This window comes from Flavobacterium gelidicaeli (assembly GCF_013294005.1).
Lineage (GTDB): Bacteria > Bacteroidota > Bacteroidia > Flavobacteriales > Flavobacteriaceae > Flavobacterium.
The window spans coordinates 363,252-381,435 of record NZ_JABSNK010000004.1; the positions used below are offsets into that span (position 1 = coordinate 363,252).

Annotated in this window: 18 protein-coding genes, 5 tRNA genes and 1 riboswitch; of the genes, 9 read left to right on the plus strand and 14 right to left on the minus strand. The window is 32.7% G+C overall.

What is annotated here, in order from left to right; translation table 11 throughout:
• Positions 1–70: 70 nt before the first annotated feature.
• The 3 genes from HNP99_RS08380 to HNP99_RS08390 all read right to left on the minus strand — a co-directional run bounded on the left by HNP99_RS08380 (position 71) and on the right by HNP99_RS08390 (position 1,999).
• Positions 71–928 carry a transporter family protein gene (locus HNP99_RS08380; RefSeq protein WP_173852919.1) on the minus strand — a complete coding sequence of 286 codons (858 nt, stop codon included), beginning with the start codon at positions 926–928 and terminating at the stop codon, positions 71–73.
• 64 nt (positions 929–992) lie between these two features.
• Complete coding sequence (locus tag HNP99_RS08385; RefSeq protein WP_173852920.1) at positions 993–1,457, minus strand: DM13 domain-containing protein; 465 nt, start codon at positions 1,455–1,457, stop codon at positions 993–995.
• Positions 1,458–1,633: 176 nt separating this feature from the next.
• Complete coding sequence (locus tag HNP99_RS08390; RefSeq protein WP_173852921.1) at positions 1,634–1,999, minus strand: hypothetical protein; 366 nt, start codon at positions 1,997–1,999, stop codon at positions 1,634–1,636.
• Between the two features lie 221 nt (positions 2,000–2,220).
• Here HNP99_RS08390 and HNP99_RS08395 point away from each other — a divergent pair, with 221 nt between their 5' ends.
• Both HNP99_RS08395 and HNP99_RS08400 read left to right on the plus strand, forming a co-directional pair.
• Complete coding sequence (locus HNP99_RS08395) at positions 2,221–2,790, plus strand: pseudouridine synthase (RefSeq protein WP_173852922.1); 570 nt, start codon at positions 2,221–2,223, stop codon at positions 2,788–2,790.
• A gap of 51 nt (positions 2,791–2,841) precedes the next feature.
• On the plus strand, positions 2,842–3,294 hold the full coding sequence (locus HNP99_RS08400; RefSeq protein WP_173852923.1) for a tRNA (cytidine(34)-2'-O)-methyltransferase: 453 nt from the start codon (positions 2,842–2,844) through the stop codon (positions 3,292–3,294).
• A 130-nt stretch (positions 3,295–3,424) separates the two neighbouring features.
• Here the strand turns inward: HNP99_RS08400 and HNP99_RS08405 are convergent, their stop codons facing one another.
• From HNP99_RS08405 to HNP99_RS08415, 3 genes are read right to left on the minus strand one after another with little or no spacing between them, the layout of a single operon-like run.
• Positions 3,425–4,204, minus strand: a complete 780-nt coding sequence (locus tag HNP99_RS08405) for an ABC transporter ATP-binding protein (RefSeq protein ID WP_173852924.1) — start codon at positions 4,202–4,204, stop codon at positions 3,425–3,427.
• A gap of 23 nt (positions 4,205–4,227) precedes the next feature.
• On the minus strand, positions 4,228–5,259 hold the full coding sequence (locus HNP99_RS08410) for an iron ABC transporter permease (protein WP_173852925.1): 1,032 nt from the start codon (positions 5,257–5,259) through the stop codon (positions 4,228–4,230).
• Between the two features lies 1 nt (position 5,260).
• Positions 5,261–6,397 (minus strand): ABC transporter substrate-binding protein, encoded by a 1,137-nt coding sequence (locus tag HNP99_RS08415; RefSeq protein ID WP_173852926.1) that lies wholly within the window; start codon positions 6,395–6,397, stop codon positions 5,261–5,263.
• A 328-nt stretch (positions 6,398–6,725) separates the two neighbouring features.
• Positions 6,726–6,935, plus strand: a riboswitch (cobalamin riboswitch).
• Positions 6,936–6,966: 31 nt separating this feature from the next.
• Between HNP99_RS08415 and HNP99_RS08420 the strand changes: the two genes are divergently transcribed.
• Both HNP99_RS08420 and HNP99_RS08425 read left to right on the plus strand, forming a co-directional pair.
• The gene (locus HNP99_RS08420) at positions 6,967–8,802 is read left to right on the plus strand and encodes a TonB-dependent receptor plug domain-containing protein (protein ID WP_173852927.1); all 1,836 of its coding nucleotides are present in this window, start codon (positions 6,967–6,969) and stop codon (positions 8,800–8,802) included.
• Positions 8,803–8,805: 3 nt separating this feature from the next.
• Positions 8,806–9,834 (plus strand): YncE family protein, encoded by a 1,029-nt coding sequence (locus tag HNP99_RS08425; RefSeq protein ID WP_173852928.1) that lies wholly within the window; start codon positions 8,806–8,808, stop codon positions 9,832–9,834.
• Between the two features lie 111 nt (positions 9,835–9,945).
• On the opposite strand, the gene HNP99_RS08430 is transcribed toward HNP99_RS08425, so the two are convergent.
• Positions 9,946–11,403, minus strand: coding sequence for a S41 family peptidase (locus HNP99_RS08430; RefSeq protein WP_173852929.1), 1,458 nt, complete (start codon positions 11,401–11,403; stop codon positions 9,946–9,948).
• A 274-nt stretch (positions 11,404–11,677) separates the two neighbouring features.
• Between HNP99_RS08430 and HNP99_RS08435 the strand changes: the two genes are divergently transcribed.
• From HNP99_RS08435 to HNP99_RS08445, 3 genes are all read left to right on the plus strand, one after another.
• A complete protein-coding gene (locus HNP99_RS08435) occupies positions 11,678–11,959 on the plus strand; it encodes a hypothetical protein (protein WP_173852930.1) in 282 nt (93 codons plus the stop codon).
• On the plus strand, positions 11,956–12,486 hold the full coding sequence (locus HNP99_RS08440) for a DUF4252 domain-containing protein (RefSeq protein WP_173852931.1): 531 nt from the start codon (positions 11,956–11,958) through the stop codon (positions 12,484–12,486). The genes HNP99_RS08435 and HNP99_RS08440 overlap by 4 nt, the downstream gene beginning before the upstream one ends.
• Positions 12,487–12,843: 357 nt before the next feature.
• Positions 12,844–12,917, plus strand: a tRNA-Asp gene (locus tag HNP99_RS08445).
• A 181-nt stretch (positions 12,918–13,098) separates the two neighbouring features.
• Here HNP99_RS08445 and HNP99_RS08450 read toward each other — a convergent pair.
• Both HNP99_RS08450 and HNP99_RS08455 read right to left on the minus strand, forming a co-directional pair.
• Positions 13,099–14,811 carry an ATP-binding protein gene (locus HNP99_RS08450; RefSeq protein ID WP_173852932.1) on the minus strand — a complete coding sequence of 571 codons (1,713 nt, stop codon included), beginning with the start codon at positions 14,809–14,811 and terminating at the stop codon, positions 13,099–13,101.
• Positions 14,812–14,866: 55 nt separating this feature from the next.
• Positions 14,867–15,061 (minus strand): hypothetical protein, encoded by a 195-nt coding sequence (locus HNP99_RS08455; RefSeq protein ID WP_173852933.1) that lies wholly within the window; start codon positions 15,059–15,061, stop codon positions 14,867–14,869.
• Positions 15,062–15,381: 320 nt separating this feature from the next.
• Between HNP99_RS08455 and HNP99_RS08460 the strand changes: the two genes are divergently transcribed.
• A complete protein-coding gene (locus tag HNP99_RS08460) occupies positions 15,382–16,290 on the plus strand; it encodes a hypothetical protein (RefSeq protein ID WP_173852934.1) in 909 nt (302 codons plus the stop codon).
• Between the two features lie 245 nt (positions 16,291–16,535).
• On the opposite strand, the gene HNP99_RS08465 is transcribed toward HNP99_RS08460, so the two are convergent.
• From HNP99_RS08465 to HNP99_RS08480, 4 genes are all read right to left on the minus strand, one after another.
• Positions 16,536–16,608 (minus strand) — tRNA-Lys (locus HNP99_RS08465).
• Between the two features lie 64 nt (positions 16,609–16,672).
• A tRNA-Leu gene (locus HNP99_RS08470) sits at positions 16,673–16,755 on the minus strand.
• A gap of 43 nt (positions 16,756–16,798) precedes the next feature.
• Positions 16,799–16,871 (minus strand) — tRNA-Lys (locus HNP99_RS08475).
• Between the two features lie 36 nt (positions 16,872–16,907).
• Positions 16,908–16,980: transfer RNA gene (locus HNP99_RS08480), tRNA-Lys, on the minus strand.
• A 128-nt stretch (positions 16,981–17,108) separates the two neighbouring features.
• On the opposite strand from HNP99_RS08480, the gene HNP99_RS08485 reads away from it, so the two are divergent.
• Complete coding sequence (locus HNP99_RS08485; protein ID WP_173852935.1) at positions 17,109–17,627, plus strand: shikimate kinase; 519 nt, start codon at positions 17,109–17,111, stop codon at positions 17,625–17,627.
• Here the strand turns inward: HNP99_RS08485 and HNP99_RS08490 are convergent.
• Positions 17,619–18,119 (minus strand): phosphoribosyltransferase domain-containing protein, encoded by a 501-nt coding sequence (locus tag HNP99_RS08490; RefSeq protein WP_173852936.1) that lies wholly within the window; start codon positions 18,117–18,119, stop codon positions 17,619–17,621. The two genes, HNP99_RS08485 and HNP99_RS08490, sit on opposite strands and share 9 nt — an antisense overlap.
• Positions 18,120–18,184 lie beyond the last annotated feature (65 nt).

The window sequence follows — 18,184 nt, forward strand, 5'->3', positions numbered from 1 at the left end:
AAAGCGTTATAAGAACACTTTATTCAGAAGTAATGTTGGCTTTTTTATAAAAAAAAATAGCGAGTATTGTTTATTTCTTTTGATATACAATCCCAAAAGACAAGATATTGTTTGCATACACGTTTTTGGCTTTCACAATAGCACTATTAGAATTAAAGTATTGTGCTGTAATCCCAAAGTTTTTATTGAGTTCATACATTCCTCCAAGTGATATTCCGGTGTAGCTAGTTCCGTCTCCACGGATAAAATCAGCTATTTGGGGGTCTTTTCCAACTCCTTGTAAAATAGAAATTTTATAATTTACCCATAATTTATCAAAGAATTTATAACCTACTTCAGCACCAAATTGTAATTGGTTTTGAAAATCCCTCTCTTGGTATTTAGTTCTGTAGTTAAATGCTCCGTAAGCACTCGCGTAAAGATTTTTTGGAGAAAAAGAGTGCGAAACAGCCAGCGTAGTCCAAACATTAAATTCGCCATCTCCAGTAGGAAGGTTAATTTGATCTAACGGATTGCTTTTGTTTTTAGCAAATAATTCTTTTTTTCCAGTAGGGAATTCAGGAGAGACACTTATCGATAACGGAAACGATTTTTGCAATAGCGCATATTTCAGTTCTAATTTCACATCACCAAAACCACTTACTTTATTAGTGGTTTCGTAACTGTTTTGCTTAAAAAGAGGTACAAATGTTGCGACCGTAAAACGATCAGTAATTCCGTATTCTCCATAGAGTGCAATTTGATTTTGTGTGAACTCACTTGTTTTTAATTTGTCTCCATCTATGTTTCTAAAATCGGTAGCGTTATAAAAACTATAATCTAGTTTAAAAAAATAGGTGCCTTTTGCTTTTGTCCAACCACTTTGCGCCTGAGATAGTGTGGTGAAAACTAGTGCGATTATAAAAGTAAGGTAAAATGTTTTTTTCATGACTTTCTTAATTTTAATAAAGGGCATCAGTTTTATAATTGATGCCCTTTTAATTAACTATAATCTATTGTAATTTTCCGTTTCCAAAAGGTATGTTTGCAGAACCACACCATACAATTACATATTGTAAATCAGTTGGTATTGTACCGTTTACTTTATAGAAAGCCTCACCATTTTGAGATACGATACCAATTAATTTTAAATCTGGATTTCCAGTTCCTGGACTTGCAGTAAATGTTGCTGTTTTAGACAAGTAAATGGTTGCTGTACCAGTACCTAATTCAGTAGTAAAATCAGAACCTAAATGTACAAACGTATTGTTTGATGTGTCGGTTCCTATTTCTATTTTCCCAGCAGTAGGTGTGCCATTTTGAGCTGTCAGTGTACCTGTTTGTGTTGCTGTAAATTGTCCTGTAGGTTGCGTAGAGTCAACTTGTACTGTAACAGTTTCGGTATCATCACTAGAACATGAAACGATTGATAATGAAGTAAATGCTAATGCGATAATTGTTAAGAAATGTCTTTTCATAATGCTTGTGTTAAGTTTTTATTTGTTTTACTGTTGCAAATGTCCACGATAAGTATCACCAAAATATCCCAAAAGAATTACAAAAGAATAAACTTTGAGTTTTTAACTATTATTAAAGACAAATGGGTATAAAAACAATTGTTTTTATACCCATTTTTGGTTTGTTATACGATTAATTATTCCTCATTGAGTTTCATGTTCCCTCGGTTTTTATGATTATCAAGATGTGAATTAGGATACCTTTTAGCGGTGATATCTGAATTTCGATCTTCATTTTCAACAGTATTCATAGCTTCTTCCTCAGTGATTACACCGCGGCTCATACTTTCATTTTCGTTCCAAGTTCTTTCTTCGTCTGGAATTGAGGCTATTGAACCATCTACGTTTCGGGCTCTATCGACCACTCTTTCTTTACCGTCTTTATCGACTTCAATTTCTTTATTTAGCAGCGAGTCTTGTGATTTTACATCTTTGTCAATGTGTTTGTCGCTAAATCCTTTGTTTGTATCCTTATTGTCGTTATTTGAATTGTTATTTTCCATGATGTTTATTTTTTATTTAAAATTACTACAATACTTACTCTTGAGTGTTATGCTTTTTTGAGAAAAGTTTACAAGACTTTTTGTGTTTAATAGACTGTTAATATGAAATGTTTTGAATTAATTATCAAAGCTTTTAGATGTAGTTTAATGTTCTAAAGACTATTTGATACTATTAAAACAACGTTATCTTTGCCTTTTAAAATGTTATTCTAAATTTCTTTATGGCACATTCCCATTTTATACTTCATAAGCCCTACGGTTATTTGAGTCAATTTATATATGAGTTAAAACGAAAGAAAAAACTGCTTGGTGAATTACATGATTTCCCAGAAGGCACAATGGCTATTGGTAGATTAGACGAAGATTCAGAAGGATTACTTTTATTGACCACTGATGGTAAAATGAGTGAAATTATTCGTTCTAAAAAAGTTGATAAAGAATATTTTGTACAAGTAGATGGTGTGATTACACAGGAAGCGATTGATATAATGAAAGCAGGAGTTGAAATAGGTTTTGATGGCGGGAAGTATACCACTAAAAAATGTGATGCCCGCTTGATTCATGAAATTCCAGATTTTGGTCCACGAGCTAAGAAAATTAGGGATGAGCGTCATGGTCCAACAACTTGGGCTTCTATTACCGTTAATGAAGGTAAGTTTAGACAAGTGCGTAAAATGACAGCTGCCGTGGGTTTTCCTACATTAAGATTGGTTCGTGTACGCATAGGAAACGTGCATTTGCAGACCTTAAAGGCTGGGGAAGTATTGGCTGTAGACGAGTTTAATTATTAAACTTTTTAACATTCATTTTAACAATTTATCCATTAAAAAAATTAGCTAGTTATGTTGAATATCGTTCTCGTAGAACCCGAAATACCTAACAACACCGGAAATATAGGAAGGTTGTGTGTAGGAACAGAAAGTAGATTGCACTTAATTCATCCTTTTGGGTTTGTGATCAATGATAAAAATTTAAAACGGTCAGGTTTGGATTATTGGGTACACCTTGATGTAACCGAATATCAAAATGTAGCCGAATGGAAAGCTCAAATTCCTGATTTATCCCGAGTTTTCCTGATGAGCTCCCATGCCGAAAAATCATATTTAGAAATCGAATTTCAAGATGGAGATTGGTTGGTTTTTGGTAAAGAAAGTAAAGGATTGAATGAAGAGGTTTTGAAGCAATTTGAGAATCATTTAAAAATCCCAATGTCTGAAAATATTAGGAGTTTTAATATTGCGAATTCAGTTGCTTTTGTAATTGGGGAAGCAAAACGCCAAATAGAACTGAAATAGTTTGGGTTTACAAATTGCCTAGCCCAGATAGCAGCGGCATCGCCCTATTTGAAAAACAAGGCTTTTTTGCCGTAGTTTTTTATAGGGAATATAGCGAATAGCTGGAAAATGCTCCTAAATAAAAAAGGTGTTAGCTAATGATGAATTTGCCTTTTTGACTATCAAATACAATGTTTTCATCTTGAAATAAACGGTTAAAACTACCATCTTGAATAAAGTTGCAAGGTATGTCTTGGCTTATTTTTTCAGGAGTCATCAAGATCATCTCGTCACTTAACTGGATGGCCATATCAATATCGTGTGTCGAGAATAAGATGCATTTATTGGTTTCTTGCGTTAGTTTTTTTAAGAGTTTAAATAGCGCTACTTTATGCAATAAATCTAAATGTGTAGTGGGTTCGTCAAGAATAATTATGGGACTGTCTTGAGCTAAGGCACGAGCTACAAGTACTTTTTGTAGTTGTCCGTCACTAATTTCGTAATGTTTTTTATTTGCTAAATGCGTGATTTGGCTAAGTTCCATCGCTTCGTTTACTTTAGCAATATCAGTAGGGCTTAATTTACCAATCCAGTTGGTATAAGGCTGACGCCCTAATGCGACCAATTCAAAGACTGTTAAATTACTTGGTGGTAATTTTTCGGTTAACACAACACTTAAATTTAGTGCTAAAAGCGCAGGGTTCATTTTATGGATATCCGCTCCGTTGATGGTTACTTTTCCTGCAAGTGGTTTTTGAATTCCAGTTAGTGTTTTTAATAACGTAGATTTCCCAATTCCGTTTGCGCCAATTAAAGCAATTAATTTGCCTTCGTTGAAATTTAAGTTCAAATTTTGGGCAATAACCGTATTGTTGTTCTTGGTTTTATAACCAATACTTAAATTTGAAGTGCAAAGAATAGTGGAACTCATTAGTTGTGTTTTAGGAGGAAGGATTACCCCATCATTTTCTTTTTTCGCACTAACAACCAAATTACAATGGGGGCACCAAAAATAGAAGTTACGGCATTAATAGGCAAGTTGAAATCATGGCCAGGAACTTGAGAGATACTATCGCAAATTAACATAATAATTGCTCCAAAAAGCAAGGTGCTCCAGAATAAAACCGTGTGATTACTCGTTTGAAAAACAAGTTTAGCAATGTGTGGTACCGCCAGCCCAATAAAAGCGATAGGTCCTGCAAAAGCTGTGATGCTACCGGCTAAGATACTTGTGGCAAGAATTATAATTAATCGGGATTTTTTATAATTAAGGCCCATGCTTTTAGCGTAGTTCTCTCCTAAAAGAAGGGCGTCTAATGATTTTATACTTAGTAAGCTTAGTGCTAAGCCTGTTAAAACAGCTATTGCTAAAATAAGAATGGATGTCCAAGATAAATTACCCAAACTTCCTAAGGACCAGAAAGTGAATTTTTGCAACTCTTCGGCAGTACTAAAATAAGTTAAAGTGTTTACAATAGCACTTGTTAAACTACCAAACATAAGTCCTACAATTAAAATCGCCATAGTATCTTTTAATCGAAAAGAAACCATCAGTACGGCTAATAAAACTAGAAAGCTTCCTAAGCTAGATGCTAATACAATTCCGTATGATGAAAGTAAAAAACTCGCAATAGAAGCAGGCAAAAAAGACGCGCCAAGAATAATCATGGCGACACCTAAACTAGCACCTGAACTCAGTCCTAAAACATAAGGTCCCGCAAGCGGATTTCTAAATAATGTTTGCATTAACAAGCCACTAGTTGCAAGTCCCATTCCTACTAAAACAGCCGTAATAGCTTTAGGTAAACGGTAGTTAACAATGATGTATTGCCAACTTTCCTTAGAGGCAATAGTGCCTGTTAAGCTTTTAAATACTTCTTTTAACGGAATCGAAACTGAGCCTAAGCTAATGTTAACGACAAAAAGCGCTACAACAGCCAGTGCTAAGCTTATAAAAAGAATGCTATTTCGTTTGTTTGGATTCAAATTATTGTAATTGTTGGTAAAAGTGTGGCGTATAATTAGGCAATAATTCAGGGTGTAAGATTTTAATCAAATCTTTTAAAACCCAGTCAGGACGAGTAGGCGACCACTCAAAAAATAAAATCCCTCCTTTTGCACCTTTATGAATTGCATAAGAATATACTTTTTTATTTTTGAAAGCTTCAAATTCAGCGTAATGGGGATTACTGTCTGATAGTTGTTTTAATGTAACATAGTCTCCTGGAGCAATCCAGAAATCAGCTTGTTGGGCTTTTTCTAAAACAACTTCAAAAGGTAATGCTAAACCACCGGTTCCTTTTGTATTTGCCCATAAATAATTTGCTTTAGCATCTTTTAAAAACAAAGAAGCCCAGCTTTCACCTTGAGGTACATACCACTGATCTTGGTACATAGCACCACAAAGTACAGTAGGTTTTGTAGTTGTATTTTGAACCAATGCAAGGGTTGTTTTATATTCTTTTTCAATTTCTTTAAAAGTAGTATTCGCTTTTTGATCAAGACCATATAAGGCACCAAAGAATTTAATCCATTCGGCTTTTCCTAGTGGAGACTGTTCTGTCCAATCACCATTAAACAACACTTTAAGTCCGCTTTTTTGTAAAATATCTAGCGACGGATTGCTGTTGCTGAGTCCAAAACCTACAATGACATCAGGAGCAATATCAATAAGTACTTCGGTGTTTAGGTTTTCGTTTTTTCCTACTTCACGAACTTTTCCTGCGTCGATGTTTTTTCTGGTTTTTTCAGACGAAATATAATCGGTATTTGGAAAACCAATCAAGCTGTTCTCTACGCCTAAAATTTCCAACGATGGAATGTGTGTTGTTGAGGTTACCACTATCGATTTTATGGGAACATTTACAACTGCATATTGTTTTAAGCTGTCTGGGATGATTGCGTTTTTTTCTTTTAAAATATAAGTAAAACTAGCTGTTGCGTTAGGCCAAGGTTGCGTCACTTTAAGTAATGAGAAGCCTTTATATTTATAGATTTCGAATCCTTTAGCGTATTGAATTTCATTCTTTACAACTGAATTAATTTCAAGAGGAGCTTCTTTTTTACATTGGATAAACAACATAGAAATTAGAAAGAAGAATGCTGTGTTTTTTACGAATTTCATAAATCTAATTTTTTTACAAAAGTATTGTTTTGTTTTAATAAAAATAGACTTGTGTGATATTTGATACATTTTTTTCCATAAGAATGAAGTAGTTTTACTTAAAAAATAAACGATGAGAGATAATTCAAATACCTTTATTTATATTGTGGCAGGCATTATTATTTTGCATTTTGTTGTCGGCTTTGCTTGGCTAATTATTAAACTTTCTAAAAAGAAAGATAAGGATAGCTAGCATTGTAATTATCTGTATATATGCTGTTTATGTGTTTATGTTTTTTATTAAGGTTAATTCTAGCGGGATTTTCGATAATATCTTTCATTTATTCTATATTTGCACTCGAATTGAGGTTGTGATACTATTTTTTTCAAAAATCACATTAAAAGGGAATTAGGTTCAAGACCTAAGCTGTTCCCGCAACTGTAAGCTATTATGCTTGTTGTTACTACAAAACCACTAAGTTAACTGAAATTTTCAGTTTCTCGGGAAGGTAAACAACAAGACGCAAGCCAGGAGACCTGCCTTTTTTCTTAACAAATATCGAACTCTCGGGAAAAAGAGTTCAGAAATTATGACTAGAAATAAACTTTTTTTATACTTCTTTTTGCTTTTGTGCCAATGTGTTTTGGGGCAGCATGATACTATTAATAGACTTAAGGAAGTTATTGTGTCAGACAAACAATTAAAGACTTTCTCGAACACCCAATCCATTCAGCGATTAAGTGATACTTTGATAAGTAGAAGTCAAGCTTCGCTAACATCACTATTAAATTATAATACCGTTATTTACTTTAAAGAAAACGGTTTAGGAATGGTTTCCTCTCCCTCATTTAGGGGAACTACTGCGCAACAAACTGTTGTGGTTTGGAACGGAATCAATATCAATTCGCAATTACTAGGGCAAACAGATTTTAATACAGTTTCTACGCGTGGTTTTAACTCGATTGATGTAAAAGCAGGTGGTGGTAGTATTGTTTATGGAAGTGGTGCTATAGGTGGTACTATTCATTTAAATAATGATTTAAAATTTACAGATTCTTTTAAAAACGATTTGCAAATTTACTATGGCGATTTTAATACTTTGAGTGCTACTTATGGGATTACAGCTGCAACAAATAAAATTAGTTTTGATGCAAGCTTTAGTCGCAACAGCTCAGACAATGATTTTAAATTTGTAAAAAAAGACGGCAGAAATAGTAATGGAGAATATTACAATAATACTCTTGATGTAGCTTTTGGGTACAAAATAAATACTAGAAATAGCCTTAAATTCTATAGCGAAATATATGATGGAGAACGCCATTTTTCGTTAACATCTCCTAATGCTACTAAAACTAAATATCAAGATTATAATATTCGAAATTTACTAACGTGGAGTAGTGCTATTGGCAAATTTGATACCGATTTGAAACTGGCTTATATCACAGAGCATTACAGCTATTTTGAAGACATTAAAAGAGATGGTTTTACTTCGGGTGGTGTAAAAAGTTTTATTGCTAAATACAATTTAGATTTTAAACTAGCCGAAAATATTAAAGCGACTACAGTTATAGATTATACCAGTAATAAAGGTCAGGGTTCAGGAATTGGAGAAAGTAGCAGAGAAATAGCAGGAGTGAGTTTCTTTTGGAAACATTTTCTTAGTGAAAAATGGAATTATGAAGGAAGTGTTCGTAAGGAATTTTCAGATGTTTATAAAAGTCCAGTGCTTTTTTCTATTGGTTCAAACTATAATTTCTCGAAGCTTTATGAACTAAAATTCAATTTGTCAAGGAATTATAGAATTCCAACTTTTAATGATTTGTATTGGGTAGGAAGTGGAAACATTGATTTAAAACCAGAGAATGCATATCAATTTGAGGTGGGAAACGAATTTAATTATAAAAAAGTTCGATTTACAGTCACAGGATATTTTTCAAAAATTGATAATATGATTCGGTGGTTGCCTACGAACTCAGGAGATTGGTCGCCAATAAATACAGATAAAGTTACTATATACGGAGCCGAAGTGCTGCTGGGATGGCGCAAGAATTTTAGAGAACACAATTTTGATTTAAGTGGAACTTATTCTTATACTAATTCCAAAGATGAAAGAACACAAAAACAACTTTTTTATGTTCCTTATCATAAACTAACAGCTTCATTATCTTATAGTCGTAAAAAACTAGCTGCTTATTATCAATTTTTATATAATGGGGAGGTTTTTACAACTTCGGATAATAATCCCAAATATGTATTAGACGGTTACTCCATTTCAAACCTTGGCGTAGACTATAATTTTAGCAAAAAAAATACTTTTAAATTGGGTCTAAAGGCAGGAAACCTTTGGAACAAAAATTATCAAACGTTGCCTAGCCGTTACATGCCGGGTAGGAATTTAACACTTTATTTAAACCTTAATTATTAAAAAATGAAATTAAAAAATCTTTATTTAGGAATTCTAGCATCTGCTTTTTTATTCACTTCTTGTAGCAATAATGACTCAGATGACAATAACCCTGCGGGAGTTTATGACAACGGTGTTTTTATTTTGAACGAAGGGAATTTTGGAACGCCAAATGCTTCAGTATCTTTTTTATCAAACGATTTATCTGTTTTTCAAGATGATATTTTTAACGCTGTAAACACTACAGCGGTTTTAGGAGATGTTGCGCAATCAATGAGTTTTTTCGGGGATAAAGCTTTTATCGTTGTAAATAATTCTAATGAAGTTAGGGTTGTAAATCGTTATACATTTGAAAATTTAGGGGTTATTACTGAAAAACTAGAGAACCCACGTTATAGTGTTGTTCTAGAGGGTAAGTTATACGTTACAAATGCTATTTCTAAAGCTGTTACTGTTTATAATGCTAACACTTATGAATACATCGCATCTATAGCTTTGGATAAAACTGATGAACGTATTGTTGCTGCAAACGGAAAGTTGTATGTAATGAATGGTGCTTATGGTTCTGGAAACCAAGTGACAGTTATTAATCCACTTACAAATACTGTTGCAACGACAATTACTGTTGAAGAAGGAATTAATTCAATAGAAGCTGCTGGTAATATGGTTTATGTTTTATGTGGTAACAGTGATAAATCTAAATTATTCAAAATTAATACTACTACAGATGTTGCTACTTCTTTTGAATCAACTACGTTAAAGGATTCTTACAATATGGATATCGATGGATCTAAAATCTATTATACAAGTGGAGTAGGAGTTTATGTAATGGATTTAAATGCAGCAAGCTTTAGTGAAACGGCTTTATTAACAGTAGCGGATAATAACTATTCTACATTTTATGGTTTTGCTGCAATTGATGGTAGAATTTATACAGCTGATGCTAGTGGCTTTACAGCTGATGGTGTTGTTACAGTTTACAATGATAAAGGAGTAGTATTAAAATCAGTAAATGTTGGTAGAGGACCAAATGGTTTTTACGATAATAACTAATTAATAGGTTTATAGTCCTGTTACTGTTCTTTGAAAGTGGTATTTCAAAAGGATAAATAAAAAGCCAGTGAAAATTCACTGGCTTTTTTATTTTAAAAAGGATGATTATTTTTAGTCCAAATCTTTCAAAATACTTTCAGTTGTATTTTCAATGTACATTTGGTTTTGATGATTCAATGCTTTAGAATCGGTAAAGTATTCTATACCTTTTTCTTTGTTTTGTTTGATCATTCTACCAGTTCCTGTTATTTTTCCAATCGCAGTACTTAATAAAGGTTCGTCTCTATCACCTAATATACCTAAAGTACTGATCTTTTCCTTTAATAAATAATCAGGAGTTAAGCCACCAAGGTAATCGCCAAAGTTAACTGAGTTTACAATGTGTGCAACAATAGGCTGCATAGCGTAACGGTGGTTTGGGTTTCTATTAGAAGAACCAAAAGTGGGAGAATCATATAATGTTCGCGAAGCTACATTTTTACCATAAGTCAGGTCTCCAATTTGGACTACCTTGATGTACGGTTTAAGACCATTTATGATCATTTCACTTGCTGATGCGGTGCTTTTAGAAGTTAAAACATATACAGTAGTAAGGTTAAGGCTGTTGATGCTTGCAGGGTCTACAAACTGATAATTAGTATTGTTATCACTGTTTTTATCGTTCCATTTCAATTTAGAAAATGTTTGACCTTTAAATTGCCCTGTAATCATACTCGCTAATTGTGTAGCCGTATTTACTGATCCACCTCCATTATATCTCAAATCAAGTACTAAATCAGTCACGCCTATCAAGCTACCAAAAGCATTGTTTAACTGGCTGTCATAATTTGAAAAGAATCCGTTGTACATTAAATAACCAATCTTGTGGGAACCCTCATTAATGATTTTATTAATCAGTATAGGATTTTCATTTAAGACCGTTTTAGTCAAATCAATAGATTTGCCATTAGGAGTGACTACAGTATTACTGCTTGCGTCAGTACTAATGGTAGCAAAATTTAAAGTATAACTTTCTGATGATCCAAAAAGCAAATTAGAATAATTGCTTCTAGTAAGTTTTGTACCGTTAACTGCATAAAATACTTCACCACGTAAGATGTTTTTTGTGGCAGCGTCTGAATTTGGAATAATGTAACGTACATATCCATAAACGTCATCACTATCATTAGATACAAGACTTAGTCCAAAATCGATTCCGTTGTTTTTTGTAGTTCCTTGTAATTGACCTTCAAGTTCTAGGTAGTCACTAACAATCCAGCTAAATCTATCTATAGCTTGTGTAGGGTCAGGATATAGGCTTGAGGGTTTATTTAGTAAGCTTTGAAACAATTCTTCAGGAACGGGAAAGCCTTTAAGAAAAATGTTTAGCTCATCTTGCGAGGCATATTTTTTTTCGTCTAAATTAGGCACATCGGGTTGCCATAAATAATATTGATTTAAACCTTTCCATATAAAGTTTTGAATTTCTATGTCGTTAGGTCCTGTGGCTACATCATCATTGTCTTGACAACTCTGAAAAGCGAATCCGCATAAAAATAATAATAGTGCAATTTTGTAGGTAGATTTCATTTTTTACTGATTTGGTATAAAAATATAAACGTAAAAATAGTGTCTTTAGTTTTAATCGCTTGATTTTTTTAAGAAAAGTATGAATTTATTATTAGTAAATGGCCAAAACTTATATTGAGATAAACAGGTTTTGATTTCGATAAAAATTATAACGGTATTTAATTGAAAATGAAAGGCTGGTTTGTTGTTTTATACTGTTCTAAAAGGAAGGTTGAATTTTTAACTTAATACCAATTATTAATTTATTAGTTTTGCTAACATAAAATTGGAACATATGAGCCAAGCGGAAAATAAAAAGAAGCGTTTTTATTGGTTAATAATAGCTTCTATAGTGCTCTTAATAAGTTTAGTACTTTGTTTTAATGGGAATTCTGAATCCAAAAATAATGATTTAGGTACTTGTGACAATCCTGAACAAGCTTTTAAAGAAACACAAAAAGCATTGATGATGTTATCTACTAATGTAAATGTTGGCATAGAAAGTGTATTGTATATTAGAGAATACGAAGAATCAAAGAATTTAATTTTCAAAAAATCCATAAATAAGAAAAAATGAAAAAGTTTATAATTACATCATTACTATTGTTAATAGCTAGTTCTTTTTTTGCGCAAGCAAGTTTAGATAGGTTTAATGACCAAGATAATATTACTGCAGTTGTAGTCAATAAAAAAATGTTTGACTTAATGAGTAAGGTAAAAGTGGATGCGTCAGATAACGAAACGCAACAATACATGAATCTAATAAAAAAATTAGACAACTTAAAAGTATTTACTACAACCAATACCAAAGCTGCTGCAGATATGAAGTTAACTGCAGATAAGTATGTAAAAACTGCTGGTCTTGAAGAATTGATGCGTGTAAATGAAAACGGAAAAAACATTCGCATATTAGTGAAATCTACTACTGGTGATACAAATATAAAAGAGTTGTTGATGTTTATTGAAGGAGCTAATCAAGCTAATGAAACAGTTTTGATGTCATTAACGGGTGACTTTGATCTTAATGAGATTTCGGTTCTTACTGATAAAATGAAAATTCCTGGTGGAGATGATTTGAAAAAAGCAACTAAGTCAAGAAAATAGGCTGCTTTCGCAAAAGTTTATTAGGATTAGGAGCTGATTTAAAGATTAAAAAGGATTTAACTTTTCAATAAAGTTAGATCCTTTTTTTGTTATAAGAGTATTAGTTTATGAAATTAGCGATTTAGTTAGAGGTAAATGTTCTCTCTTTTGAATGAGTTTAGAAACTTTTAATAGCTAATTGTAGCTGTTTCCGCTGTTTTTGGGAAATTATTAGATTTTTAAAATGTTAAATTTTTTCTGATTGCTATTAAGAATCAGTGAGTTGGTTTTTTATTGAAAAAATAATAATTTTTAATTGCATTTAACGCTTGTAATATCCGACTTCTGTTGTATCTTTGCCACCGCAATAGAGCAGTGGGTCTGGTAGTTCAGTTGGTTAGAATACCTGCCTGTCACGCAGGGGGTCGCGGGTTCGAGTCCCGTCCAGACCGCAAAAATTGCAAAGCCTTTCAAGAAATTGAAAGGCTTTTTTTTATGTCTTTTTTTAGCTATTTCTTTAAAAAGTAAATAAGCTGTTTTAAAGAGTGATTTGTAAAAACATTTAATAGTTTTGAGTAATAGCGTTTTTAAATGTGTTCTTGCTACAAGAATGAGAGGAGAGTTGTTTCTGAGTTATTTTGGTAATGTTATTTTTGCTTTGAATCCTTTATTGGGTTCTGTGGTAAAAACAATACTTCCGTCAATGGTTTTAATGCGGTTTTCTATATTTTGGAGTCCGTTTTTAATAATTCTCGCTTGGGTACTTCCTTTTCCATTGTCTACATAATCGATAATTAATTTTTTTGGATCATTAATGTCAAACTTTATTAATACTAAAGATGCTTCGCTATGTTTTTTCATATTCACCATTAATTCCTGTAGGACTCTGTAGAGGATTACTTTTTTAGTTTCGTTAATTTCTGCCCAGTTTACGTCATCGATTTTAGTTAAAATAATATTTGTTTGGCTACTGTTGTAAGGAGCAAACAAGTCTTTTAATTTTAGTTCAAAATCTGTTTTAGTATCTATGTCGCTGTACTCTCTTGATATTCCTCTGATTCGTATGTAAATATCATCTAGTTTTTGTAGTAAATTTTCTTTTGTTGGCTCTTTAGATAGCGGTTGTGTTTGTGCAAAAGTTAATAAATGAAAAACATCATTAGCGAGTTCGTCGTGTATTTTCTTTGCTATTAAGGTCTCGGTATCGTGAGCTGCCTTAATTTTTTCGTTTTTATTTTTAATTCTAAAATAACGGGTAATTAAAGCAATTGCGATGATAAGAAGTATAATTCCGCTAATAAATAGTAGTCTTTGATATTTTATTTTTTGTAGGGCTAATAGGTTTTCTACTTTTTCTACACGAAGATGTTGGTTCTCTTCTTTTTCTTTTTTAGAATCATATCTAATTTTAGCAAATTTATTTTTATAATTATTTCGAATTTTGGTGATACTGTCGTTCAAGAAAATAAATTTTTCAATAAAATGGTCATTTTTGCCATCTGGATTATTTGATATTAAAAAAGATAATGCTTTTAATCTTTCGTCTATGCTTTTAAATTTTGTCGCAATATGATAAGCGTCTAATGCTAGTTTTTGTGATTTATCGGGTGTGGTTTTTTTATGGAATTCTGCTAGATGCAGGTTGCTTTCAAGGCTGCCGTAGAAATCGTTGCTTTGTTTTCTTAGATCATATCCTTGAGTCATTAATTCTAAGCCTTTTTCAGTCATTCCCTTTTTAAAATAAGCGTATCCTAGGTTGTCTATAACCCGAGCTTTATTTTGTTTTAAACTTGCGTCATCAAGTGTTCCTTTTTTTAGAATAGATTCTAATATAGTTATAGCTTTGTCGTAATTCTCTTGTTTGACATAAACAACGGCAATATTGTTTAGTGGTCCGTTTTTAGAAATTTCATCTTCACAGTCTTTTAATGCTTCCTTATAATAGCGAATTGCGTCTTCATAAATAGAAAGTTCTTTATTAGCAATCCCAAAAAAATTATTAATAGAAGCACTGTAGATATCCTTTTTTTTAAGGTAGGGTAAAGAAGCGGTTAGGGTTTCTTTACTGCCGTAATAATCGCCATTCGTTTGCTGAATGTAAGCCATTTGAATTAGATTGTAAATAACGTCAGCGCTATCTTGTATGGCTTGTGCTGCAATGTTTGACTTATTAAAATAGTAAAAAGCACTATTAAAATTAGTTTTTTCTAATTGGTCTATAGCTTTTTTTTGAAGATCAGAAACTTCTTTTTTTGCATTATCAGGTAGTGCTTTAAATTCTTTTTTTTCTTGGCAAGAAATCAGTAGAATTAAGGCGAATAAGATATAAATCGGGGATCGTAGCATAGTTGTCACTTTCCCCGAAAATAGTATTTTAAAATTAATTAATTGCTTTAAGTGGTTACTTTTTTGGTATTGGTACAACTATGGGCTGATCTCCAGGGCCTTGGTCAGTATTAGAGAGTATGTTGTTTTCAGCGGGGATTATTTCGTTTTCTAATGTGGCCTTGCTATCTGTAGTGTATTCGTCTACGGTGCATGATAATAATGTTGTACTTATTAATGTGAACGCTCCCAATATAAAAATTCTTTTCATCTTTTTTGATTTTAGTAATTAGCCATAGGTATACCTGCTGGAACTTTTCCAGTCTTTGTTTGAGGATTACTAATGGATTTTGGGAAGTGAAGTGCGTAGAACAATAGGGCTTTGATTATACCTCCCAAATAAAGATTGTCTTATTGTTTTTTACACTTTAATAGAACTAGTTTTGTATTTTTGTTTCTGTCTGCAGATTAAATGTTTAACTGTTTCTTTTGCAAAGGAAAGATGGTTGGAGGCTTTTAATTCTAAAGATTTCCTGGATTTCCTGATTTTCCTAGCAATTCCTGTCTTTTCCTAAATAATCTAAATAGCCTATGAGCAACAATACTATCAATAGTTATAAAAAAGCAGTAAAATCAAAATATCAGATGGAGAAAAAGAGTGGTAATTCTATTTATTTATCACAGCCATCGCAGGCAAACCTTAGGAAACTATGTTGGCAAAAATTTGAAAATAGTAGTAATCAAAATGATTTGAATATTTTTAAAACATTTTTTGGTTTCTCATTTGATTTAACTCAGAAAAATACTTTTACAACAAAAACAGATCGTTTTAAACCTGTAGGAGCTTTTTTTAGAGGAGAGACAGCGTCGCCAACTGATGACGTTATAGAAATTGCAGCAATTTTAGTAGATTTTAATCCAAGACCTTTTAACAAGTTTCGGTCTATTTTGGTTATGGATGAAGCGTCTGGCGTAGTTTGTCAAAATGAACTGTTATTATCTGAAAAAGGGAGGCTATTGTGTAATGAAAAAACCGAGAAGGATAAGGTGGTTGATGTAGTAGGTGAGGATTTAAGTATGAAAGCTTCTTTTTTAGATTTTAGAAATAAAAACTCCGGCGGTAAGATTAAAAGTTGGAAACAAAATATAATTGGAGTATCGTTTGTTTTTTTCCTGGGCTTTGTGGTGAGTTATTATTTTTTTTCAAAAAAACAATGCATGCAGTGGAGTGGTAATCATTATGAAGAAGTTAGTTGTGATCTAGATGTTCAGTCAGTGGGTTCTTATAGAGTTGTAGTGCCTTTAGATAGAAGTGTTTTGAATTTACAAAAAGTTGTGGTTACGGATACTACTGTTTTCTTTAAAAATGGAGAGGCTTTGATTTGGTATGCGAAAACTGCAAACGGAATTGAATTTTTTAACACCCATGGTAGGCACCCTGATAATAATCATGCATTGAAGCCAGTGACGGCTTATATTATTAAAAAATATGTAAAATGAATTGTATAATGGTTAAAAGGGGTAGATTGTGTAATAAGTGATTTAAGGAAGTGTGAGGAACTGGATTTGTGAGCAATGAATCAAAGTTAATTATGTTGGCTATCGATTGTTATCGGATTTTATCTTTTTTAGGTTTACTCAATTGTTTGCTTAATGTTTGTGCCTTTGCATTTATACCTGATCGTTGCGATTTATTAATTGGTATAAAATAAAAAAGGTCAAGTAATAAATTACTTGACCTTTTGTGACCCGACTGGGGCTCGAACCCAGGACCCCATCATTAAAAGTGATGTGCTCTACCAACTGAGCTATCGAGTCATTATGTATTTCTAAAAAAGGATAATTGGTTTGTCCTCTTTGTGTATTATTCTTTTTTTATTTGTGACCACGGTGGGATTTGAACCCACACGCCCTTGCGAGCACCAGCCCCTCAAGCTGGCAAGTCTACCGTTTCTCCACGTGGCCGTGAAAATAAAATGGTCAAGTAATGAATTACTCGACCATGTTGTGACCCGACTGGGGCTCGAACCCAGGACCCCATCATTAAAAGTGATGTGCTCTACCAACTGAGCTATCGAGTCTTGCTTTCAAGTAAATTATGTGTTGATCACAATTTGTGACCCGACTGGGGCTCGAACCCAGGACCCCATCATTAAAAGTGATGTGCTCTACCAACTGAGCTATCGAGTCATAATTTCTTTGCTTGAATGCGGGTGCAAATATAAGGACTTTATTTGATGTTTTCCAAAGTTTTTTGCTTTAAATTTGTCTTTTTTTATCAATTAATTATAACGGTCTAACTTATAGGGATTTATTATATGAAGAAAATTGTGCTATTAGGCTACATGGGTTGCGGAAAGTCAACTATTGCCAAAAGTTTGTCTCAAAAAAAACAGATTCCATTTATAGATTTGGACGAATATATTGAAGAAAAGGCTAAACTATCAGTGAAAGCTATTTTTGAACAGCTAGGAGAAATCAAATTTAGAAAGATGGAACACGAAGCTTTTGTTGAGCTATTACAATTAGACCAATCGATTATTATTGGTTTAGGAGGAGGGACGCCATGCTATGCAAATAATCATGAGTTATTAAAAGGGGAAAATGTAGAGGCTATTTATTTAAAAGCATCCATTGCTACTTTATTTAATAGACTGTCTCCTAATAAAAGCAAAAGACCCCTTATTGCTCATATGAATGACGAGCAAATGAAGGAGTTTATTGCAATGCATCTTTTTGAAAGAAGCTATTTTTATAATCAGGCTACTTATGTGGTTTCTGTAGACGAAAGAACTATTGAGCAAACGGTAGTAGATATCGAGGCGGTTTTAGCTTAAATAAGCATAACTTTCATTGTTTTCATCAAATACTACTTGTACATGCTCTAATAGTGATGTAGAAAGAGAGATGCCTTTAAAGTCAGCCTTAACGGGGTACTTCTTGTGATTACGATCTACAAGTACCGCTGTTTTGAATTTTTTTAAGGGTACGTCTAAAAAATGCCTTACGGTATAGATTAATGTTGTACCTGAATTTAATACGTCATCAATAAGGATTAAGCCTTTATTAGTGTAAAGTTCTTTATCTAAAGAAGTCGTGATAGCTTGCTCTGGATTTTGTTTATTGATGTATACTTCGCATAATAAAACCTCAAGAGGTGAAATTTTGTTTAATTCTATAGCGATTTTCTCAGCAAAAATATAGCCGTTAGAAGTAATTCCAGCAAGAACAACTTCTTTTTCGTTTACAAATGTTTCGTAAATTTGATAAGCAATTCTGGTAATTTTGTGCTCAATTTCTTGATTGGTTAAAATGATGTTTTTGCTCATTATTGTTTTGTTTAGTAATTTTAAATTTCAAGAGATTTTATACACTTCGAGTCTTATACCTCTTG